The organism is Pectobacterium sp. F1-1 (assembly GCF_025643735.1).
Lineage (GTDB): Bacteria > Pseudomonadota > Gammaproteobacteria > Enterobacterales > Enterobacteriaceae > Pectobacterium > Pectobacterium colocasium.
This window is the reverse complement of record NZ_CP104733.1, coordinates 3,430,858-3,446,154: the sequence shown is the minus strand read 5'-3', so window position 1 is coordinate 3,446,154 and position 15,297 is coordinate 3,430,858. Positions and strand designations below refer to the sequence as shown.

The window sequence follows — 15,297 nt, the reverse complement described above, 5'->3', positions numbered from 1 at the left end:
CAAGCATTCATCGTGAGCGCTAACGCTTTTCCAGTTGCTTCAAAATCCCCGCCTTAAGCACATCGACCTCCTCGCCGTTGATCGTAGCGGTAGCTGCGGTGACCTGATATTCCAAAGCGTGGAACTGGCAAAAATCGGATTGGTACTGCGGGAGCAGGGTTGATTCCTGGGAAAAAATGAATTTTTCTCCGATCATTCCGGCATCAAGGCTACTCAACCCAAAAGGCGGGAAGGCGAGTGTTTGTTCGGCCGAAGCACCTTCACTATTTTTGAGTCGCAGCGTGGCGCGAAAATTGGCGACTTCGCCTAATTTATTCGTATTGATAGAGAAATTAAGCTCGCATTTATAGGGATTATTATTCCCACCGTATGGGCTAGATTCATGTTTTAACGTTAAAAACGGTAATACGTCGCGGGTCGCTATTCTCTCGCGTTTATCTTTTTCACACTGGCGAAGATAATTATTATCTGTGCTCCCTGCGTATTTTTGAGCCTGATGGCAATCTACGTCAACGTATTGCCCACTGTAATACATCTGAGATAAATAGCGGCTGGCACCAGTCAGGTCACGCTTATAGGCTTGTTCAAGTAAGGTATAGGCCTTACTGTAATTGGCCTTGATAAGCACACCGTTATAATACATTTTTCCCAGATTCATTAATGCATCATCATCGCCTTGCTTTGCTGCACGCTCATACCATTTTTCAGCTTCTACCCCATCAGGGAAAACACCCCAACGCCCTTTTTCGTAGACGAACCCAAGTATATTCTGTGCTTCTCGATGGCCACCTTCAGCGGCGACACGGAACCACTTTAACGCCTCAATATTCTCATTTTTGATATCGGCATAGCCAAAATTATAGAAATGACCGACATGGAAATTAATTTTTGGATCTCCATCCTTTGCCCAGAATGTCGCGAGTCGCAGAATATCCTGCTTGCTAAAACCAATATGGGTGAAGAAGCGTTGAGTATCGGCATCACCGCTCGTCAAATATCGTCTCACTGCTCGAATCAATTTAGGACGATAGGATATATCACTGTCGGCATCGGCTTTCGCGGAATAAATGTAGTCGACAACCTTATCCATCACATCAACGGGTATTTTTATGTCGGTTCGGTTCATTTTTTCTGCGAACTGTTTGGCACGTGCCTTATCCTGTTCGACACCTTTGCCGTATTGATAAAAATACCAGACGTTGTAGCAGCCAAAATTGCCGTCTATTTCACAGGCCTGCTGATAATACTGGCGCGCTTGCATCGTATTTTGCGGGACGGTGATGCCGTATTCATAGATGAACCCCAGCGTGCTCAATGCCTGCGGGTCGTTGTCTTTTGCTAGCGCCGTCAACGCGGTTAATGCAGTCGCATCCTGCTGCGTGAGGCGTTCGTAGAGCGTATCTATCTTGTCATTTGCCTGGCTGATGGATACTGCCGATAGGCCGATCAGCGTGGCAATAACGGTTTTCCTTATCATCGATTTTATGTCCTTAATACATTCCCTGAGTGAATAGCAATGTGTACCAAAGACGCCAATCAAGACGGTGGTTTACCGTAAGTCGTGTCTTTCAGAGTCATCGCCTTAATCATCATCCTCATGATCCAGCGCTGTCTGCTGATTATTCCTCAACAGCGCCCATTTCCTGAACTGGGTTGGCGTCATCTCCATCTGCTGGGAAAAGGCGCGCCGGAAGGCGGTGTCTTCACTGTAACCACATTCGGCGGCGACCTGCTTGATATTGGTCATCGGGTTTTCAAGCAGCCGGCAGGCCATTTCGATCCTGACGCGGGTAATAAAGTTTTTTGGGCTTTCCGCTGTGAGCTCTTTGAGCTTGCGGTGAAGCGTTCGGTCACTGAAATTCAGGGCGCTGGCTAATTCTTCTGCGGTAATTGCTGGGTTCTCATAGCGGATGAGTTGTTCAGCACGCAGCAGCAAGGGGTGTACGGTATTAATAAGGTTCATCGCGCTTTACCGGGGAACGCTGCTTTAATTTTCAGGAAGAAGTAGTCGTTATCCCGGTATCCATAAGCCATTCGCTTTAGTACCTTGATTTTGTTATTCATCCCCTCCAGCACACTCGTATTCAGACGATGTTCAGCACTGGCGATTATCCCGCTCACGTAGCCCTTGAGCTTATCTGCGAACTGCTGCAGCGCTTTTATATCGCTCTCCTGAGACTGCCTGTACCATTCATCCCAGCGATGCCGGGCCACCTCCTTATCCGGCGCATACCACAGCTCTTTCAGCGCAGTTTTCATCACGTACACGGTGTTCAGCGGCTGGTTGGCCTCCAGCAACTCTGCCAGCTTTACATCATGACCTGCTGGCAGATTTTCAGCGTTACGCAGCAACAGCCAGCGGCTGCGCTTGATAACCTTCCGGGCTTTCGCGTTGTCACGTAGCTGATTCGCCTGGTCAACCCGCACCCTGTCGATGACCTCGCGACCGAACTTCGCCACCACGTGGAACAAATCATAGACCACTTCCGCCTGTGGGCATTGCTCCCTGACTTCAAGGTCCAGCGCCGTGTTCATGTCCATTGCGACAGACTCGATAGCCGCGCAGCCTTCCGGTCCCAGCCAGGTGAAGAACGGGCGGAAGGCCGCGCGGCTGCGACCTTCCCCGACCCACAGCACCTGCTGCGTATCAGCGTCCACGACCACAGTGGCATAGCGATGGCCTTTAAACAGGGCGAACTCATCCATTATCAGGCGGCGAAGTGTATGTCGCTCTGGCTCCTGCAATTCCCGACGCAAACGGCGGAGGTCGATATTCTTGATGGTGTGCCAGTGCAGGCCTGTCAGCTGTGCTACGTGCTTCACGGGGAGTAGACGGCTAAGAGACTCAACCCAGACGGATAATGTAGAGGTGTAACGCTGCCTCTCAGGCAACCAGGAGATACGTTCGGTGGCAACACCGCAGCAGGCGCAGCGAAGACGACGAACAGGAACCAGAAGGGTGACGCGCCAGTGCAGCAAATCCCGCTCACGAACCTGACGTACAGAGACATCATGAACGGCACAGTCTCTTCGGCCACATCGGCGGCACTGGGGTGCAAAACGGGGGTCTGGGCGAAGCGTAATAAGCAGCGCATCAGATGAGGAATGGGAAAAGGAGTCAACGGTAAAGCCTTCCCAGAAAAGGGAAGAGAGGTTAGCATTCATGGCAGACGGCGGTTGAGTGGTCGGTTAGTGTTTTGGCGAATACAAAACTAACCACTTTTACCGCCGTTTTCTATTGGTTCACGCTTAAGCGCGATGAACCTTATTTTAGCCTACGGGTTAGATAGTGCTGACATGGAAGACATTCTGGCGGACGATCCATTCATCAATCTGGGATTAGTTAAGACAGAGATAAAGGCAATCGAACCTGGAATCTGTTCGAGCCATTTCTATGCCGAATGGGTAGGGAATGCGAAGGTGCTGTAAATAGCCTATCGATATCCTTATTTATTATGCCTGTATTAAAGCGCCATATGAATATGGCGCTTTAACATCATCGTGGAATAAAAATAATATCGTAAATAATCTTATTATTTACAGCCCAGCAAATTTAAATGGCGTAGCGGGCTTAAAGTGTGCCGAAGCCTGACCAGAATAAATGGTGCTTTGGTTTGGCCCTAAATCTAATTTGCTGGCGTTATCTCCACGCGGAGCAAAGTCGATTTTTTCAAATCAACCCAAAAAATATTGGGGGAGACGGCAGATTCAAAAAAGTACTGTAGCGATTTATGATCGATGACCGTGCGCCAGCGTGTTGAGGCAATGTTTGGCATACCCGGTAAGGAATAACCATAAGGAACCGATGCATTACGTATAATACTGAATGCGGTGGCTAAGTCCGCTTTATCTTTTTCTATTTTACTTTTTTCTGCTACCCCGGGAATGAGTTTATTGGGAGCAACACTTTTCACATAGAATGAGGCACGAACAAAGCGGTCGGCCGCGCGATTCGTTCCCGGTAGCATCACATTCCCCCCAATCTGATCCCAGTAGGCAGTCAGCGCCAACTGTTGATCGAAGGTTGGAGAATTGGTCATTACCTGATAATCCTTATTGTGGTGAATAACCTGTTTGCCGTCGATGTATTCAATAATGGCACTATCGCCAGACGAATCTGACAAGGACAGATGGAGCGTTGCCATGCGATCCTGTCCTGGTACGTCTTTGGTTACCAGTATAAATTTTTCCTGTTGTAGCGATTTCACGGCTTCATCGACCGTAGCAAAATTATCCAGCACATACTGTGCCCATGCGGCGACGCTTAAGCCCGGTTTTTTCGCGGTCGGCTTGGTTTTAGGGTATTCAGACTCCGCCAGCCAGAGCACGTTAGCCGCCAACCCTTTCTCATTCAGGCCATCGGTTGTGGAAGCCATTTTTTCGTTGCCATCAAAAGCAGAGGCAATAACACTGCCGTATTTTGATGTCCATTCCAGAGAATACTGACCAGCTGCACCAGAACGTTTTAGTTCTCGTGGGAAAATCCAGAGATTAGTATGCGTATCTTCGGCCCAGTCCATTGATCGGGCGGTAATAGGGTAATCAGGATTATTGATATCTTTATAAACGAGCCGTGTACAGGCAAGCGAAACCGCTGAGCCTAGCGTTAATGCGACTAATGATAGTGCACATACCGTAGACTTAATCTGCTTATTATTTTTTTTTCATTTAATTACTCCATTCTCTATTTCCAGAGGTGTGTCGTTAATAGAACTCGCCCATTGATTATAGTCAGCGATTATTTAATGACGTTAAAAATCGTAAAATAGATAGAGGAATGTTGATTGATTATTTAATGAATATGTTTTTTGAATATATTATTTTCATAGTAAGTTATTTTACACGCCATGATATTGCTTGCTGAGATGAAATTTTTCAGCGTTCGATAAAAATCATGCGGATCCCCGAGCGCAATTGGTTTCATGCGGAACATCGGGGATAGAATGTGGTATGCGGTCTGAATAAGGAAGGCTCTCGCCTATAGTCCCCACGCAACGTAAAAATAGGTCAATATTTCACCCAATGTCTTAACCTTACCGACAACAGGCAGTAAACTGGTGAAATGCTTTTTTTGACCGATCTTCACTGTGGGCGCTCGCCCGCGGGCGTATCGATTCCGTTCCATCTCTTTTCTGTGAGCTATCTGGCCAAAGACTTACCACGCCTGGCCGGGGCCGAATAGCAATACGTTTCTCGCACACATTGGCCGCGAAGTGCCTGCGCTCAAACTGGACATGCCCGCTAACGCTATTGGTAAGGATTACCGCCCGATCACGCGTCCGGTTGGGTTGTCGCCATCGGGAAGCGGCGTGCAGATCTCGCTGTTAGGTGTGCTGGGTATCACGATGGGGGTTGAAGAGGGCATCGAAGCCAATATTCTGGGGCTGAACATGGGCGTGGATATTAACCCGCCAGCGCTGCGTTTGCCTTTTGTTGGCCGTCTCGGCTATGAGAAAACGGGTCGCGAAGAAGGCTAAGCGTAGCATCTCTTCCTTACGTTCCGCATTGTCGCAGGTGTGTCAGCAGATTGGCGACTTCGGGTTGCAGAATCGCGCCGGATTTCACGCCCAGCCAGAGCTGGCGTGAAGCCCACTCATCGGTGAGGTTGATGGCACGTAACCCGGTCCCCAGCACTTCCGGGCGAATCGCGCCTTCCGGCAAGACGCTGATACCCAGTCCCGCTTCTATCATCCGGCAAATACCGTCAAAGCTGCTGAGCTGCACCCGCAGGCGCAGCACTCTCCCTAGTTCATCCGACGCATCTCTCAGCTGTTTCAGCAGAGAGCTGCCGCTATTGAGGCCGACATAATCGTAGTGCAATGTGTCGTTAAAGCTCACTTCTGACCGTGCGGAAAGCGGATGTTGAGGAGGAACGAGAACAACCAGCTTGTCCTGACGGTAAGGAATTTTCTCGACGCCCTGTGAGCCGACATTGTCCGCGAAGATGCCGATATCCGCTTCCCCCATCGCCAGCGCGGTCACCACGGTTTTACTGAGCTTTTCCTCCAGGTTAATACGGATGAGTGGGCGAGTCTGAAGGAATGACGCCAGATCCTGTGGAAGAAACTGAATAACCGCCGAGGTATTTGCCCACATATGCACGTGGCCGCGCACGCCAACGGCGTAGTCGTTCATTTCGCTCGCCATGCGCTCGACGTTGCTCAACACATTGCTTGCAAGATTCACCAATTCTTTGCCTGCTGGGGTTAGCGCCAGGCCGCGCGGCATGCGGACAAATAGCGCACAGTCCACGGTACGCTCCAGTTCGGCGATACGCTTGCTCAGGGCTGAAAGCGTGATGTGAAACTTCTCTGCGGCTTTCGTCAGGCTTCCCGTCTGGGCAACCTGCAAAAAGATGCGGAGCGACTGAAGGTCAAAATGCGCAGGATTAATCATGATGTATTGAGAGCCCTCAGCAGAACTGGAAACCAGCACAATAGCTGGCAGTTTGATTCCGCGCAGCATGTCGTCACATGGTTTATGTCAATCTATACGTTAACACAGCTGGAGGTTTTCCTGACAGGAAAGGGTCATTGACTATTCAGGGATTATCAAAATGCGGCTCTGCGCCTAGGATGGCGTTCTCCTCTCTCTTTTTACCTTACGGGTTACCTGGTTACGTTATGTTTAGCTTAATGATGTTCAGCGATATGTTGTTGTGTTTGCTTTTGGGGATTGGGTTGGGGTTTTGCGGAGGTATGTTGGGGATCGGCGGTGGGCTTATTGCGATTCCTATTCTGGGTGTGCTCTTCGGGATGGATCAGCATATGGCACAGGGAACCGCGTTAGTGATGATTACGCCTAACGTGCTGATTGGTTTTCTACGCTATCGTCAACGTAACCGTATTGATACGCGAGTCGCGTTAACCCTGTGTGCTTTTGCGACGGGATCTGCCTACCTTGCCGCTCACATTGCGTCATCGATTGATGTTCACCACCTCCAGCGCGCTTTCGCCACTTTCCTGCTGGTGCTGGCGGCGTACTATATGTGGCAGTGGTATAACAAGAAGCGCAGCAAAAAGCCTGAGATTGTGTTGTCGCCCAAATATCTTCCGTTGATTGGCGTGGCGAGTGGGTTTATGTCCGGTATTTTTACCGTTGGCGGTGGTCTGGTGGTGGTGCCAGTGTTGGTGACACTGTTTGCCTTTGCGCAAACGCAGGCGCAGGGAATGGCGTTGATTCTCGTGGTTCCGGGGGCGCTGGCGGCACTACTGTCTTATTCGCAGGCGGGTAATGTTGACTGGAGTATCGGTTTACCACTGGCGCTGGGAGGGATCATCAGTGTGTCCTGGGGTGTCGCTGTTGCTCACAAACTTCCGGTTGCTTATTTGCGCGGCGCGTTTTGTCTCATGCTGGTCGGCGTGGGTATCACGATGTTGGTGCTGAAATAATGGTGTGAAACATCATCGTTATCGCTCTTAATTCCTATTTATTCCTTTAAATAGAGAGTGCCAGCTTTTACACGGTTTCACCCCTGTGCTGGATATCCGCGAGCCGGGCTACCAGTTTCCAGAAGATAATCGCCCGTCAAAGCCGGTACCACTGACGCCGATGGTCGATTTTCCTCCAACGGAAAAGCAAGATTTCACTAATAAGGTCGGCGTACTTATTACGATGGCGGAAGAGCAGCCACATACCACGGTACTGGCGTTCCTGTCCTCTGTGGATAACGATATCTTCCTGATTACGTTCCCTGAAACCTTTAAATCTCAACTGCTGAAACGCAATCCGCACTGCTTTTTTGCGATGGATGAGCGCAGCCATTATACCTTCGAGCGGGCAATTGAATGGAATTACACCCTTATTGAAGGGGAAGCGTTTATTATCGCACAGGACAATCCGCTCTACGAAAAAGTGCGCCATGAATTCGTCACCAAGAATCCGTGGGAAATCGCCTTTTTCACGCGCCCTGACGTCGAGGTTTACCATATTAAAAGTAAGCAGCTCGTATGCCCCGGTAATACCCAAGCGTTTGGCTAAAATATAAAAAATGGGATAGCGCGGTGCTATCCCGTTTATATAAAAAACGCCGTTTACATTGACAGATCAATCACCATGCGACCGGTGATTTTTCCGCCTTTCATTTCCGCAAAAATGGCGTTGATGTCTTTCAGCGGGCGACGCGTCACTTTCGGTTTCACTTTCCCTTCGGCTGCAAACTGGAACGCTTCTTTCAGATCTTCACGCGTGCCGACCAGCGATCCCAATACCTGAATGCCGTCCAGCACCAGACGCGGAATATTCAGATCCATGGATTCCGGCGGCAGGCCGACGGCGACAATACGCCCGCCGGCGCGAACGGCATCGACCGCGGAGTTAAATGCTGCACGCGCCACGGCAGTGACCACGGCCGCATGTGCTCCACCTACTTTTTCCTGAATGATTCTGGCGGCATCGTCTTTAGCCGGGTTGATGACCAGATCTGCGCCCATCTCTTTAGCAAAGGCCAGCTGTGCATCGTTGACATCAATCGCGATGACCTTCGCGTTAAAGACGTTCTTGGCATATTGCAGCGCCAGATTGCCCAATCCGCCTAGACCATAAATGGCGATCCACTGTCCTGGTTTGATTTGCGAGACCTTCACCGCTTTGTAGGTTGTCACGCCCGCGCAGGTAATGCTGCTGGCGGCGGCAGAATCCAGACCCTCCGGTACTTTTACCGCGTAATCGGCAACGACGATGCACTCTTCAGCCATCCCGCCATCAACGGAGTAGCCCGCGTTTTTTACTTCGCGGCACAGGGTTTCGTTACCGCTATTACAATACTCACAGTGGCCACAGCCCTGATAGAACCAGGCGACGCTGGCGCGATCGCCGGGTTTCAGTGAGGTTACGCCGGGTCCCACTTCTTTGACGATACCGATACCCTCATGGCCGAGCGTGATGCCGGTAACATCGCCAAAATCCCCGTCTTTGACATGTAGATCGGTATGGCACACGCCGCAGCATTCCATTTTCAGCAGGGCTTCTCCGTGCTGGAGGGGGCGCAGTTTTTTGTCCTGAATCTCAACGGAATGGTCTTTCGTTACGATGGCTGCTTTCATTCGTCTTCCTTTTACTGAATGTGTTGTGGGGGGAATGTGTTGTAGAGGTAATGTATTGGATTCTACCTATAAAAGGGTACACGCTGGCCGAAAAGTTGATTAATCAGGAAGTATTTAATTTTGTTACAAAATGATAGCTGGCGGAGGAGCGAGTAAAGGCGAGGGGAATATCGTTTTCAGTAGTTTTTATGATGATTAGCTGAGTGGCGCGTCCGTGCGGCCGTATTGTGGGAATGAAACTACGTCGGGCTACTGGGTTTTTTCTTTCGGCTCAGGAGCCCATTCCACTTTGCCTTTACCGGTGTTTTTAGCCTGGTAAAGTGCGACATCCACGCGTTTCATAAAGTGTTCAGTGGGTTCCTGCGGCTGTTTTTTACCCGCGCCAATGCTGACAGAAAGGTGGTGCATATTCTTGATAATGATTTTGTTCGCGTTTTTTAATACCGACCTTGCCAGCGTTTCTGCCCGCTCTTGCGTTCCGGCATACAGAATAATCGCGAACTCTTCGCCCCCGATTCGGGTTGCTACGATCTCACTGTTATCGAAACGGGAAAGAATATGGCCGAACTTACTTAATATTTCATCGCCTTTTGCATGGCCATATTTATCATTAATGACTTTGAAATTATCGATGTCGATAATAAATAAATAGGGTGTTTTCGCTTCGAGTTTTTTTAATTCGTTAATAAAAAACCGACGATTAGGGAGCTGTGTGAGTTCGTCGCTGAATGACTGTATTCTGGCTTCGACATATTTATTATTGATTTGCTGTATCAGGGTATAGACACCAAATCCGACGCCAAACATCCCAATGATTCTCAGCAGATCTTCAACATAATACCCAACCAGTCTGGGCTGATAGATGAACTCATCCATAAAATCAAACGTGGCGGCGCATATCCAGACGTGCAGCCCGAGGCGAATGGATAACGCGGAGGTATGGTTCAGTGATATTTTACTGGTACAGGACAGGATAAAAAAAAGCAAAATCAGCGCAATCGAATCGGTATAAGACCCTGGATTATTGTGCAACTGTTCTTGAAAGTCACGGTGCTTGAAGAATACAAGGTTGAATATAATGACCAATGCAGACAATAGCAGGGCGAGCCTTACAGACGAGGAGGCTTTCTTATTTCTATCAATAAAATCGTGGTCATATTCTTTAAAAGGCATTGCGGCTCTCCTCTTGCATCACCTTTCAATCCTATCATGAAACCGATTGAATACATTCAGCATCGTTGTACGGGGCGGTGTAGTCCAGAGAATGGCGTTGGCTGAGCTGATGTGCAAAAAGCAGACGCCCGATTGCTCAGGCGTCTTTACCGATTAGAAATCGGCTTTCAGTACGACTCGGTAGCGGGCTTTGCCGTCGCGTACGTGCTGGATGGCCTCGTTGATTTTTGACATCGGGAACAGCTCTGTCTGCGGCTTCACGTTGGCACGCGCGGCGAGCTTCATCAGAGAACGCAGTTCATGCGGTGAGCCGGTAGAAGAGCCGGAAACGCTGCGGTCACCTGCGATGAGCGTAAAGGCCGGCACGCTAAATGGCTTCATCACCGCGCCGACGGTATGGAATTTCCCGTTATAGGCGAGTGCGTTGAAGTAGGGTTGCCATTCCAGATCGACGCTCACGGTGTTGATGATGAGATCGAACTGACCCGCTAATGCCGTCAGCGCTTGAGGATCGCGGCTGTTGACGACCTTATCGGCACCCATCGCCAGCACTTCCTGCTCTTTGGCTGGGTTTGAGCTGAACGCCGTGACTTCACAACCCATTGCGTGCAGGAGCTTAATCGCGATATGCCCCAGACCGCCGATACCGATCACGCCGACGCGGCTGGTTGCGGTGACATGGTGCATTAACAGCGGTTTGAAAACGGTGATACCGCCGCACAACAGCGGACCTGCAGATTCGATATCAATGGAATCAGGAAGCGGGATAGCCCACTGCCAGTTCGCACGGATCTTATCGGCAAAACCGCCTTTATTCAGGATGGTCGGCACGCTGCCTTGCTGGCAGTTGGTTTGGCTGCCGCTGATACAGGCATCGCAGTGCCCACAGCTACGTGCCGTCCAGCCAATACCGACACGCTGACCAACCTTTAATCCTTTGTTCTTCGCCGCGTTGCCCAGGGCGTGCACACGGCCAATTACTTCATGCCCGGCAACCAGCGGATAGCTCGATATGCCCCATTCGTTATCGATCATCGAGAGATCGGAATGGCACACGCCGCAGTAATCCACCACAACTTCTACGTCTTCCGCCTGTAGTTCACCCGCATCAAACTCATACAACTCCAGCGCTGCGCCTGCTTCCGGTGCGGCATAACTCTTTATCATCGTCATCACAATCTCCTCAGTATGGGTTTGATTAACCAGTCTAAAGGGTTATGGCGTTTTTCTCTATGTCACAACGTGCCTGTGGTTTTTCATTGGGTGTCGGGTGGGCAAGAGAAGCGGGGGAGCGCTTGCTTTACGTTACCCACTTACTTATGCTGCAAAGCGTAGTACATGACTCGGGGTGCCCTTCTTTGTGAAGGCTGAGAAATACCCGTACCACCTGATCTGGATAATGCCAGCGTAGGGAAGTCACGGTATGCCCACCGGTTGCCGCCTTCTTCCACGCCGGTTGGGAGACCTATGAACACGCGACCCACCGACCTTTCTGCCGCTCAGGCAGCAACCTCACTCACCCAATTCCGTTCTGCCTCGCCGCTGGTGCACTGCCTGACCAACGACGTGGTGCAATCTTTTACCGCTAATGTGCTGCTGGCGCTGAATGCGTCGCCGGCAATGGTGGTCGATCCTGAAGAAGCTGCGCAGTTCAGCGCGGTGGCCGATGCGCTGCTGATTAATGTCGGGACGCTGGAGCGCTCGCGCGCCGAGGCGATGCGAGCGGCGGTAAACCGCGCGCATCAGGCGGGGACGCCGTGGGTGCTCGATCCGGTTGCCGTAGGCGGGTTGACCTTTCGGCGTGAATTCTGTCGGGAATTGCTGGCGTGGAAGCCCGCGGCGATTCGCGGCAATGCGTCTGAAATCATGGCGCTGGCGGGCTTAGCCGCACAGGGGCGGGGTGTGGATAGCACCGATGACTCGCTGGCAGCGCTTCCTGCTGCACGCGAACTGGCGCGGCAAGTGGGGACGATCGTCGCGGTGACCGGCGTGGTGGATTATGTCACGGACGGCGTACGTGATATCGCGGTGACTGGTGGCGATAGCATGATGACGCGCGTGGTTGGTGCGGGCTGTGCGCTGTCGGCAGTCGTCGCGGGTTTCTGTGCTCTGGAGGGGGAACGCTTATCCCACGTAGCGGCGGCGTGCTATGTCATGGCTTTCGCGGGGCAGCAGGCGGCTTCGGTGTCTCAAGGTACAGGCAGTTTTATCCCCAACTTTCTCGACAGGCTCTATACCCTGCGCGCGGAGGATCTGGCATGAAACGTATCAATGCGTTGACGATTGCAGGCACCGATCCGAGCGGCGGGGCGGGTATTCAGGCGGATCTAAAAGCTTTTTCCGCGCTGGGGGCTTATGGGACGTCAGTCATTACCGCGCTGGTGGCGCAAAATACGCGCGGCGTGCAGTCCGTCTACCGAATTGAGCCGGATTTTGTCGCGGCGCAGTTGGATTCCGTGCTGAGCGATGTACGCATCGACAGCGCCAAGATTGGGATGCTGGCGCAGACCGATATTGTTGACGCGGTTGCCGAGCGCCTGCGTCACTACGCGGTGCCTTTTGTGGTGCTGGACACCGTGATGCTGGCGAAAAGTGGCGATCCGCTACTCGCACCCGAGGCGGTGGAATCGATCCGCCGTGAACTGCTGCCGCTGGTGTCCCTGATTACGCCCAACTTGCCCGAGGCTGCGGCGCTGCTGAATACGTCACCGGCCACCAACGAACGGGAAATGCGTGAGCAGGGGGAGGCGCTGCTGGCAATGGGCTGTCAGGCGGTGCTGATGAAAGGCGGTCACTTGAGTGAAGCGGAAAGCCCGGACTGGCTGTTCAGCCGACAGGCCGAACCGCAGCGCTTTAGTTCCCCGCGAGTGAATACCCGTCATACGCATGGCACCGGCTGCACGCTGTCTGCCGCACTGGCCGCGTTGCGACCGCGCCACGATAGCTGGAGCGAAACGGTCTACGCCGCGAAGGATTATTTGCAGCAGGCATTACAACAGGCCGACACGCTGGAGGTCGGGCACGGCATCGGCCCCGTTCACCATTTCCATCGCTGGTGGTAAAACCATAAGTAAATTGACTTGTACTTTGCGTGACATCTTTGCCAGTAATTTCAAACTGTGCCCTAAATAATTCGAGTTGCAGGAAGGCGGCGACACAGCGAATCCCCAGGAGCTTACATAAGTAAGTGACTGGGGTGAGCGAGGAAAGCCAACACACATGCAACTTGAAGTATTATGGGATAAATTAAAGCGTCTTTTGGCGTGACAGTGTGGGGGCATCCGGTTACTTTGCTGTGAAATCTTGGCGTTAATGTGAAACAGGGTGTGGGGATAACATATGGCAGGTTCTGCTCGCAGTGCGATGGCTGCCAAAGCGCTTCAGACGATACTCAATATCGGCCTGCTGGTGCTGGCGACTATTCTGGTGATTTTTTTAGTCAAAGAAACGTTTCATCTGGCGAAGGTGCTGCTGATCTCCAATGAGAAAGATTCCTCCTATCAGCTGATAGAAGGCATTGTAATTTATTTCCTGTATTTTGAGTTTATTGCGCTGATCGTGAAGTATTTCCAGTCCGGCTATCACTTCCCGCTGCGCTATTTTATCTACATCGGCATTACGGCCATCATTCGCCTGATTATTGTCGATCACAAAAGCCCGTCGGATACGCTGGTGTATTCTGCGGCGATCCTGCTGCTAGTCGTGACGCTGTACCTGGCAAACAGTAATCGCCTGAAACGGGAATAGGAGAAACAGGAATCGTCGAAACGCACCGCTATTCCAGCAGAGAGCACTGGGGCGGCAGCCGGCAGCGAATCGCGGCGGGAAGCACCTCGATACGGAAGCGTTTGGCGGTGAGCGGCTCGCCGTCCAGATTAAATGTCATATCATCCGGCGCGGTGATCTCCAGCCAGGGCAGGGTAGCGGAAATCATGTTTTGATTTTCGCTACCGGTAAACCAGGCCTGAAGCATATTCGGCAGCAGCTCGGTTGCCGATAGTACGCTCAGTTCCAGCAGCCCATCATTGACCAGCGCTTCAGGGCAAAGCTGTTGTCCGCCGCCTGCCTGACGACCATTCCCCACCGCAATGACCAGCGTATCGCCTGACCAGTGAAAATCCGGCCCGCTAATCTCACAGCGCTCGGCTTGCAGCATGTCCATGCGAAAGAGCGCGTGCAGCACGTAAGACGCACTTCCCAGTGCGGCCTTCATCTTGGCGGGTGTCTCGGTGGTAATGCGCGTGGCGAAGCCGCCCGTTGCCATGTTGATGAAATAGTGACTGTCGTTCACGTTGGCGACATCAATGGCGGTGGCGCGGCCTTTGATCGCCAGCGTTAGCGCGTTGTGCATCTCCATCGGAATCTGACAACTGGTGGCGAAATCGTTGGCCGTACCCAGCGGGACAATCCCCAAACACGGGCGCACCGCTTCCGGCTGTACCGCTAATGCGGCGGCGACTTCATTGACGGTGCCGTCGCCACCGGCGGCGATCACGTTATCCGCGCTGAGCTGAATCGCCTCTTCTACATAGCGTTTGGCATCGCCATATTCCCAGGTCACGCGGACATGCAGCGTATAGCCGTCCTGTCGCAGCGTATCAATGGCCTCGCGGAGTTCTTCATTACCCGCACTCTTCCCATTCAGAATTAGCAGTGTGATTGGATTTTTTTCCATGGCCATTTCTCCTAAGCAGGATCGTGGGATTAATAATAGTCACTAAATCGATAGGTAGACATCAGAAGAGTCGGTGAATGTGCGGTGGGGAAAATGCGCGGGCGGGAGAAAAAGAAAAGCCAGCTCAAGGGAGATTGAGCTGGCCAAGGAGGTGGTTCCTAGTAGTATCACTACGCTTATTTTTCGTTCTATGTTTTCTCAGCGACGCAATACTAACCACAAGACCGGTGAATTGATGTGATCTGTTTCTAATATTCGTTAAAAACCCTGAGCTTTGTAACGATACCGTCGAGCGATTGACGTACCGAGTCGCGGTTGAGAACGGTCGAGAATAGGGGGGCATACGAGAAGGAAGGGATCGCTTGTGGGAGGCATTGCCGGATGTACGGGACATCCGGCGGTATG

12 protein-coding genes, 4 pseudogenes and 1 riboswitch are annotated in these 15,297 nt (G+C 51.7%); of the genes and pseudogenes, 7 read left to right on the top strand and 9 right to left on the bottom strand.

Going from position 1 to position 15,297, the window contains the following annotated elements:
• Window positions 1–19 precede the first annotated feature (19 nt).
• The 3 genes and pseudogenes from NAL19_RS15370 to NAL19_RS15360 form a co-directional block, all read right to left on the bottom strand.
• Window positions 20–1,477 (bottom strand): hypothetical protein, encoded by a 1,458-nt coding sequence (locus NAL19_RS15370; protein ID WP_263057800.1) that lies wholly within the window; start codon window positions 1,475–1,477, stop codon window positions 20–22.
• A 105-nt stretch (window positions 1,478–1,582) separates the two neighbouring features.
• Window positions 1,583–1,954 (bottom strand): annotated as a pseudogene (locus NAL19_RS15365) (helix-turn-helix transcriptional regulator); the annotation flags it as partial.
• Window positions 1,955–1,959: 5 nt separating this feature from the next.
• Window positions 1,960–3,165 carry an ISL3 family transposase gene (locus NAL19_RS15360; protein WP_225086319.1) on the bottom strand — a complete coding sequence of 402 codons (1,206 nt, stop codon included), beginning with the start codon at window positions 3,163–3,165 and terminating at the stop codon, window positions 1,960–1,962.
• A gap of 93 nt (window positions 3,166–3,258) precedes the next feature.
• Between NAL19_RS15360 and NAL19_RS15355 the strand changes: the two genes are divergently transcribed.
• Window positions 3,259–3,429: a hypothetical protein gene (locus tag NAL19_RS15355; RefSeq protein ID WP_225085391.1), complete on the top strand. Its 171-nt coding sequence runs from the start codon at window positions 3,259–3,261 to the stop codon at window positions 3,427–3,429.
• Window positions 3,430–3,537: 108 nt separating this feature from the next.
• Here the strand turns inward: NAL19_RS15355 and NAL19_RS15350 are convergent.
• Window positions 3,538–4,646 (bottom strand): annotated as a pseudogene (locus tag NAL19_RS15350) (linear amide C-N hydrolase).
• Between the two features lie 498 nt (window positions 4,647–5,144).
• Between NAL19_RS15350 and NAL19_RS15345 the strand changes: the two are divergent.
• A pseudogene (locus NAL19_RS15345) lies at window positions 5,145–5,477 on the top strand (DUF3750 domain-containing protein); the annotation flags it as partial.
• 16 nt (window positions 5,478–5,493) lie between these two features.
• Here the strand turns inward: NAL19_RS15345 and NAL19_RS15340 are convergent.
• Window positions 5,494–6,465, bottom strand: coding sequence for a LysR family transcriptional regulator (locus NAL19_RS15340; RefSeq protein WP_225085388.1), 972 nt, complete (start codon window positions 6,463–6,465; stop codon window positions 5,494–5,496).
• A 158-nt stretch (window positions 6,466–6,623) separates the two neighbouring features.
• On the opposite strand from NAL19_RS15340, the gene NAL19_RS15335 reads away from it, so the two are divergent.
• Together NAL19_RS15335 and NAL19_RS15330 are read left to right on the top strand one after the other, a co-directional pair.
• Window positions 6,624–7,391 carry a sulfite exporter TauE/SafE family protein gene (locus NAL19_RS15335; RefSeq protein WP_263057799.1) on the top strand — a complete coding sequence of 256 codons (768 nt, stop codon included), beginning with the start codon at window positions 6,624–6,626 and terminating at the stop codon, window positions 7,389–7,391.
• A gap of 52 nt (window positions 7,392–7,443) precedes the next feature.
• Window positions 7,444–7,980: pseudogene (locus tag NAL19_RS15330) on the top strand (hypothetical protein); the annotation flags it as partial.
• 53 nt (window positions 7,981–8,033) lie between these two features.
• Here NAL19_RS15330 and adhP read toward each other — a convergent pair.
• From adhP to ahr, 3 genes are all read right to left on the bottom strand, one after another.
• Complete coding sequence (gene adhP / locus NAL19_RS15325; protein ID WP_225085385.1) at window positions 8,034–9,044, bottom strand: alcohol dehydrogenase AdhP; 1,011 nt, start codon at window positions 9,042–9,044, stop codon at window positions 8,034–8,036.
• Between the two features lie 249 nt (window positions 9,045–9,293).
• Window positions 9,294–10,217 (bottom strand): GGDEF domain-containing protein, encoded by a 924-nt coding sequence (locus NAL19_RS15320; RefSeq protein WP_263057798.1) that lies wholly within the window; start codon window positions 10,215–10,217, stop codon window positions 9,294–9,296.
• A gap of 153 nt (window positions 10,218–10,370) precedes the next feature.
• A complete protein-coding gene (gene ahr, locus NAL19_RS15315) occupies window positions 10,371–11,390 on the bottom strand; it encodes an NADPH-dependent aldehyde reductase Ahr (RefSeq protein WP_263057797.1) in 1,020 nt (339 codons plus the stop codon).
• 161 nt (window positions 11,391–11,551) lie between these two features.
• Window positions 11,552–11,648: riboswitch (TPP riboswitch) on the top strand.
• Between the two features lie 36 nt (window positions 11,649–11,684).
• Between ahr and thiM the strand changes: the two genes are divergently transcribed.
• From thiM to psiE, 3 genes are all read left to right on the top strand, one after another.
• Window positions 11,685–12,479 (top strand): hydroxyethylthiazole kinase, encoded by a 795-nt coding sequence (thiM, locus tag NAL19_RS15310; RefSeq protein ID WP_225085382.1) that lies wholly within the window; start codon window positions 11,685–11,687, stop codon window positions 12,477–12,479.
• On the top strand, window positions 12,476–13,279 hold the full coding sequence (thiD, locus tag NAL19_RS15305) for a bifunctional hydroxymethylpyrimidine kinase/phosphomethylpyrimidine kinase (RefSeq protein WP_225085381.1): 804 nt from the start codon (window positions 12,476–12,478) through the stop codon (window positions 13,277–13,279). Before thiM ends, thiD begins: the two co-directional genes overlap by 4 nt.
• Window positions 13,280–13,556: 277 nt before the next feature.
• Entirely contained in the window at window positions 13,557–13,964 is a 408-nt protein-coding gene (psiE, locus tag NAL19_RS15300; protein WP_039486479.1) for a phosphate-starvation-inducible protein PsiE, read from the top strand.
• Window positions 13,965–13,992: 28 nt separating this feature from the next.
• Here psiE and yegS read toward each other — a convergent pair whose 3' ends face one another.
• Window positions 13,993–14,892 carry a lipid kinase YegS gene (gene yegS / locus NAL19_RS15295; protein WP_263057796.1) on the bottom strand — a complete coding sequence of 300 codons (900 nt, stop codon included), beginning with the start codon at window positions 14,890–14,892 and terminating at the stop codon, window positions 13,993–13,995.
• Window positions 14,893–15,297 lie beyond the last annotated feature (405 nt).

Excerpts from the sequence above, each read along its gene's own strand:
- NAL19_RS15370 (WP_263057800.1), bottom strand. The coding sequence starts at position 1,477 with ATGATAAGGAAAACCGTTATTGCCACGCTGATCGGCCTATCGGCAGTA.
- NAL19_RS15360 (WP_225086319.1), bottom strand. The coding sequence starts at position 3,165 with ATGAATGCTAACCTCTCTTCCCTTTTCTGGGAAGGCTTTACCGTTGAC.
- NAL19_RS15355 (WP_225085391.1), top strand. The coding sequence starts at position 3,259 with ATGAACCTTATTTTAGCCTACGGGTTAGATAGTGCTGACATGGAAGAC.
- NAL19_RS15340 (WP_225085388.1), bottom strand. The coding sequence starts at position 6,465 with ATGCTGCGCGGAATCAAACTGCCAGCTATTGTGCTGGTTTCCAGTTCT.
- NAL19_RS15335 (WP_263057799.1), top strand. The coding sequence starts at position 6,624 with ATGTTTAGCTTAATGATGTTCAGCGATATGTTGTTGTGTTTGCTTTTG.
- adhP (WP_225085385.1), bottom strand. The coding sequence starts at position 9,044 with ATGAAAGCAGCCATCGTAACGAAAGACCATTCCGTTGAGATTCAGGAC.
- NAL19_RS15320 (WP_263057798.1), bottom strand. The coding sequence starts at position 10,217 with ATGCCTTTTAAAGAATATGACCACGATTTTATTGATAGAAATAAGAAA.
- ahr (WP_263057797.1), bottom strand. The coding sequence starts at position 11,390 with ATGACGATGATAAAGAGTTATGCCGCACCGGAAGCAGGCGCAGCGCTG.
- thiM (WP_225085382.1), top strand. The coding sequence starts at position 11,685 with ATGAACACGCGACCCACCGACCTTTCTGCCGCTCAGGCAGCAACCTCA.
- thiD (WP_225085381.1), top strand. The coding sequence starts at position 12,476 with ATGAAACGTATCAATGCGTTGACGATTGCAGGCACCGATCCGAGCGGC.
- psiE (WP_039486479.1), top strand. The coding sequence starts at position 13,557 with ATGGCAGGTTCTGCTCGCAGTGCGATGGCTGCCAAAGCGCTTCAGACG.
- yegS (WP_263057796.1), bottom strand. The coding sequence starts at position 14,892 with ATGGAAAAAAATCCAATCACACTGCTAATTCTGAATGGGAAGAGTGCG.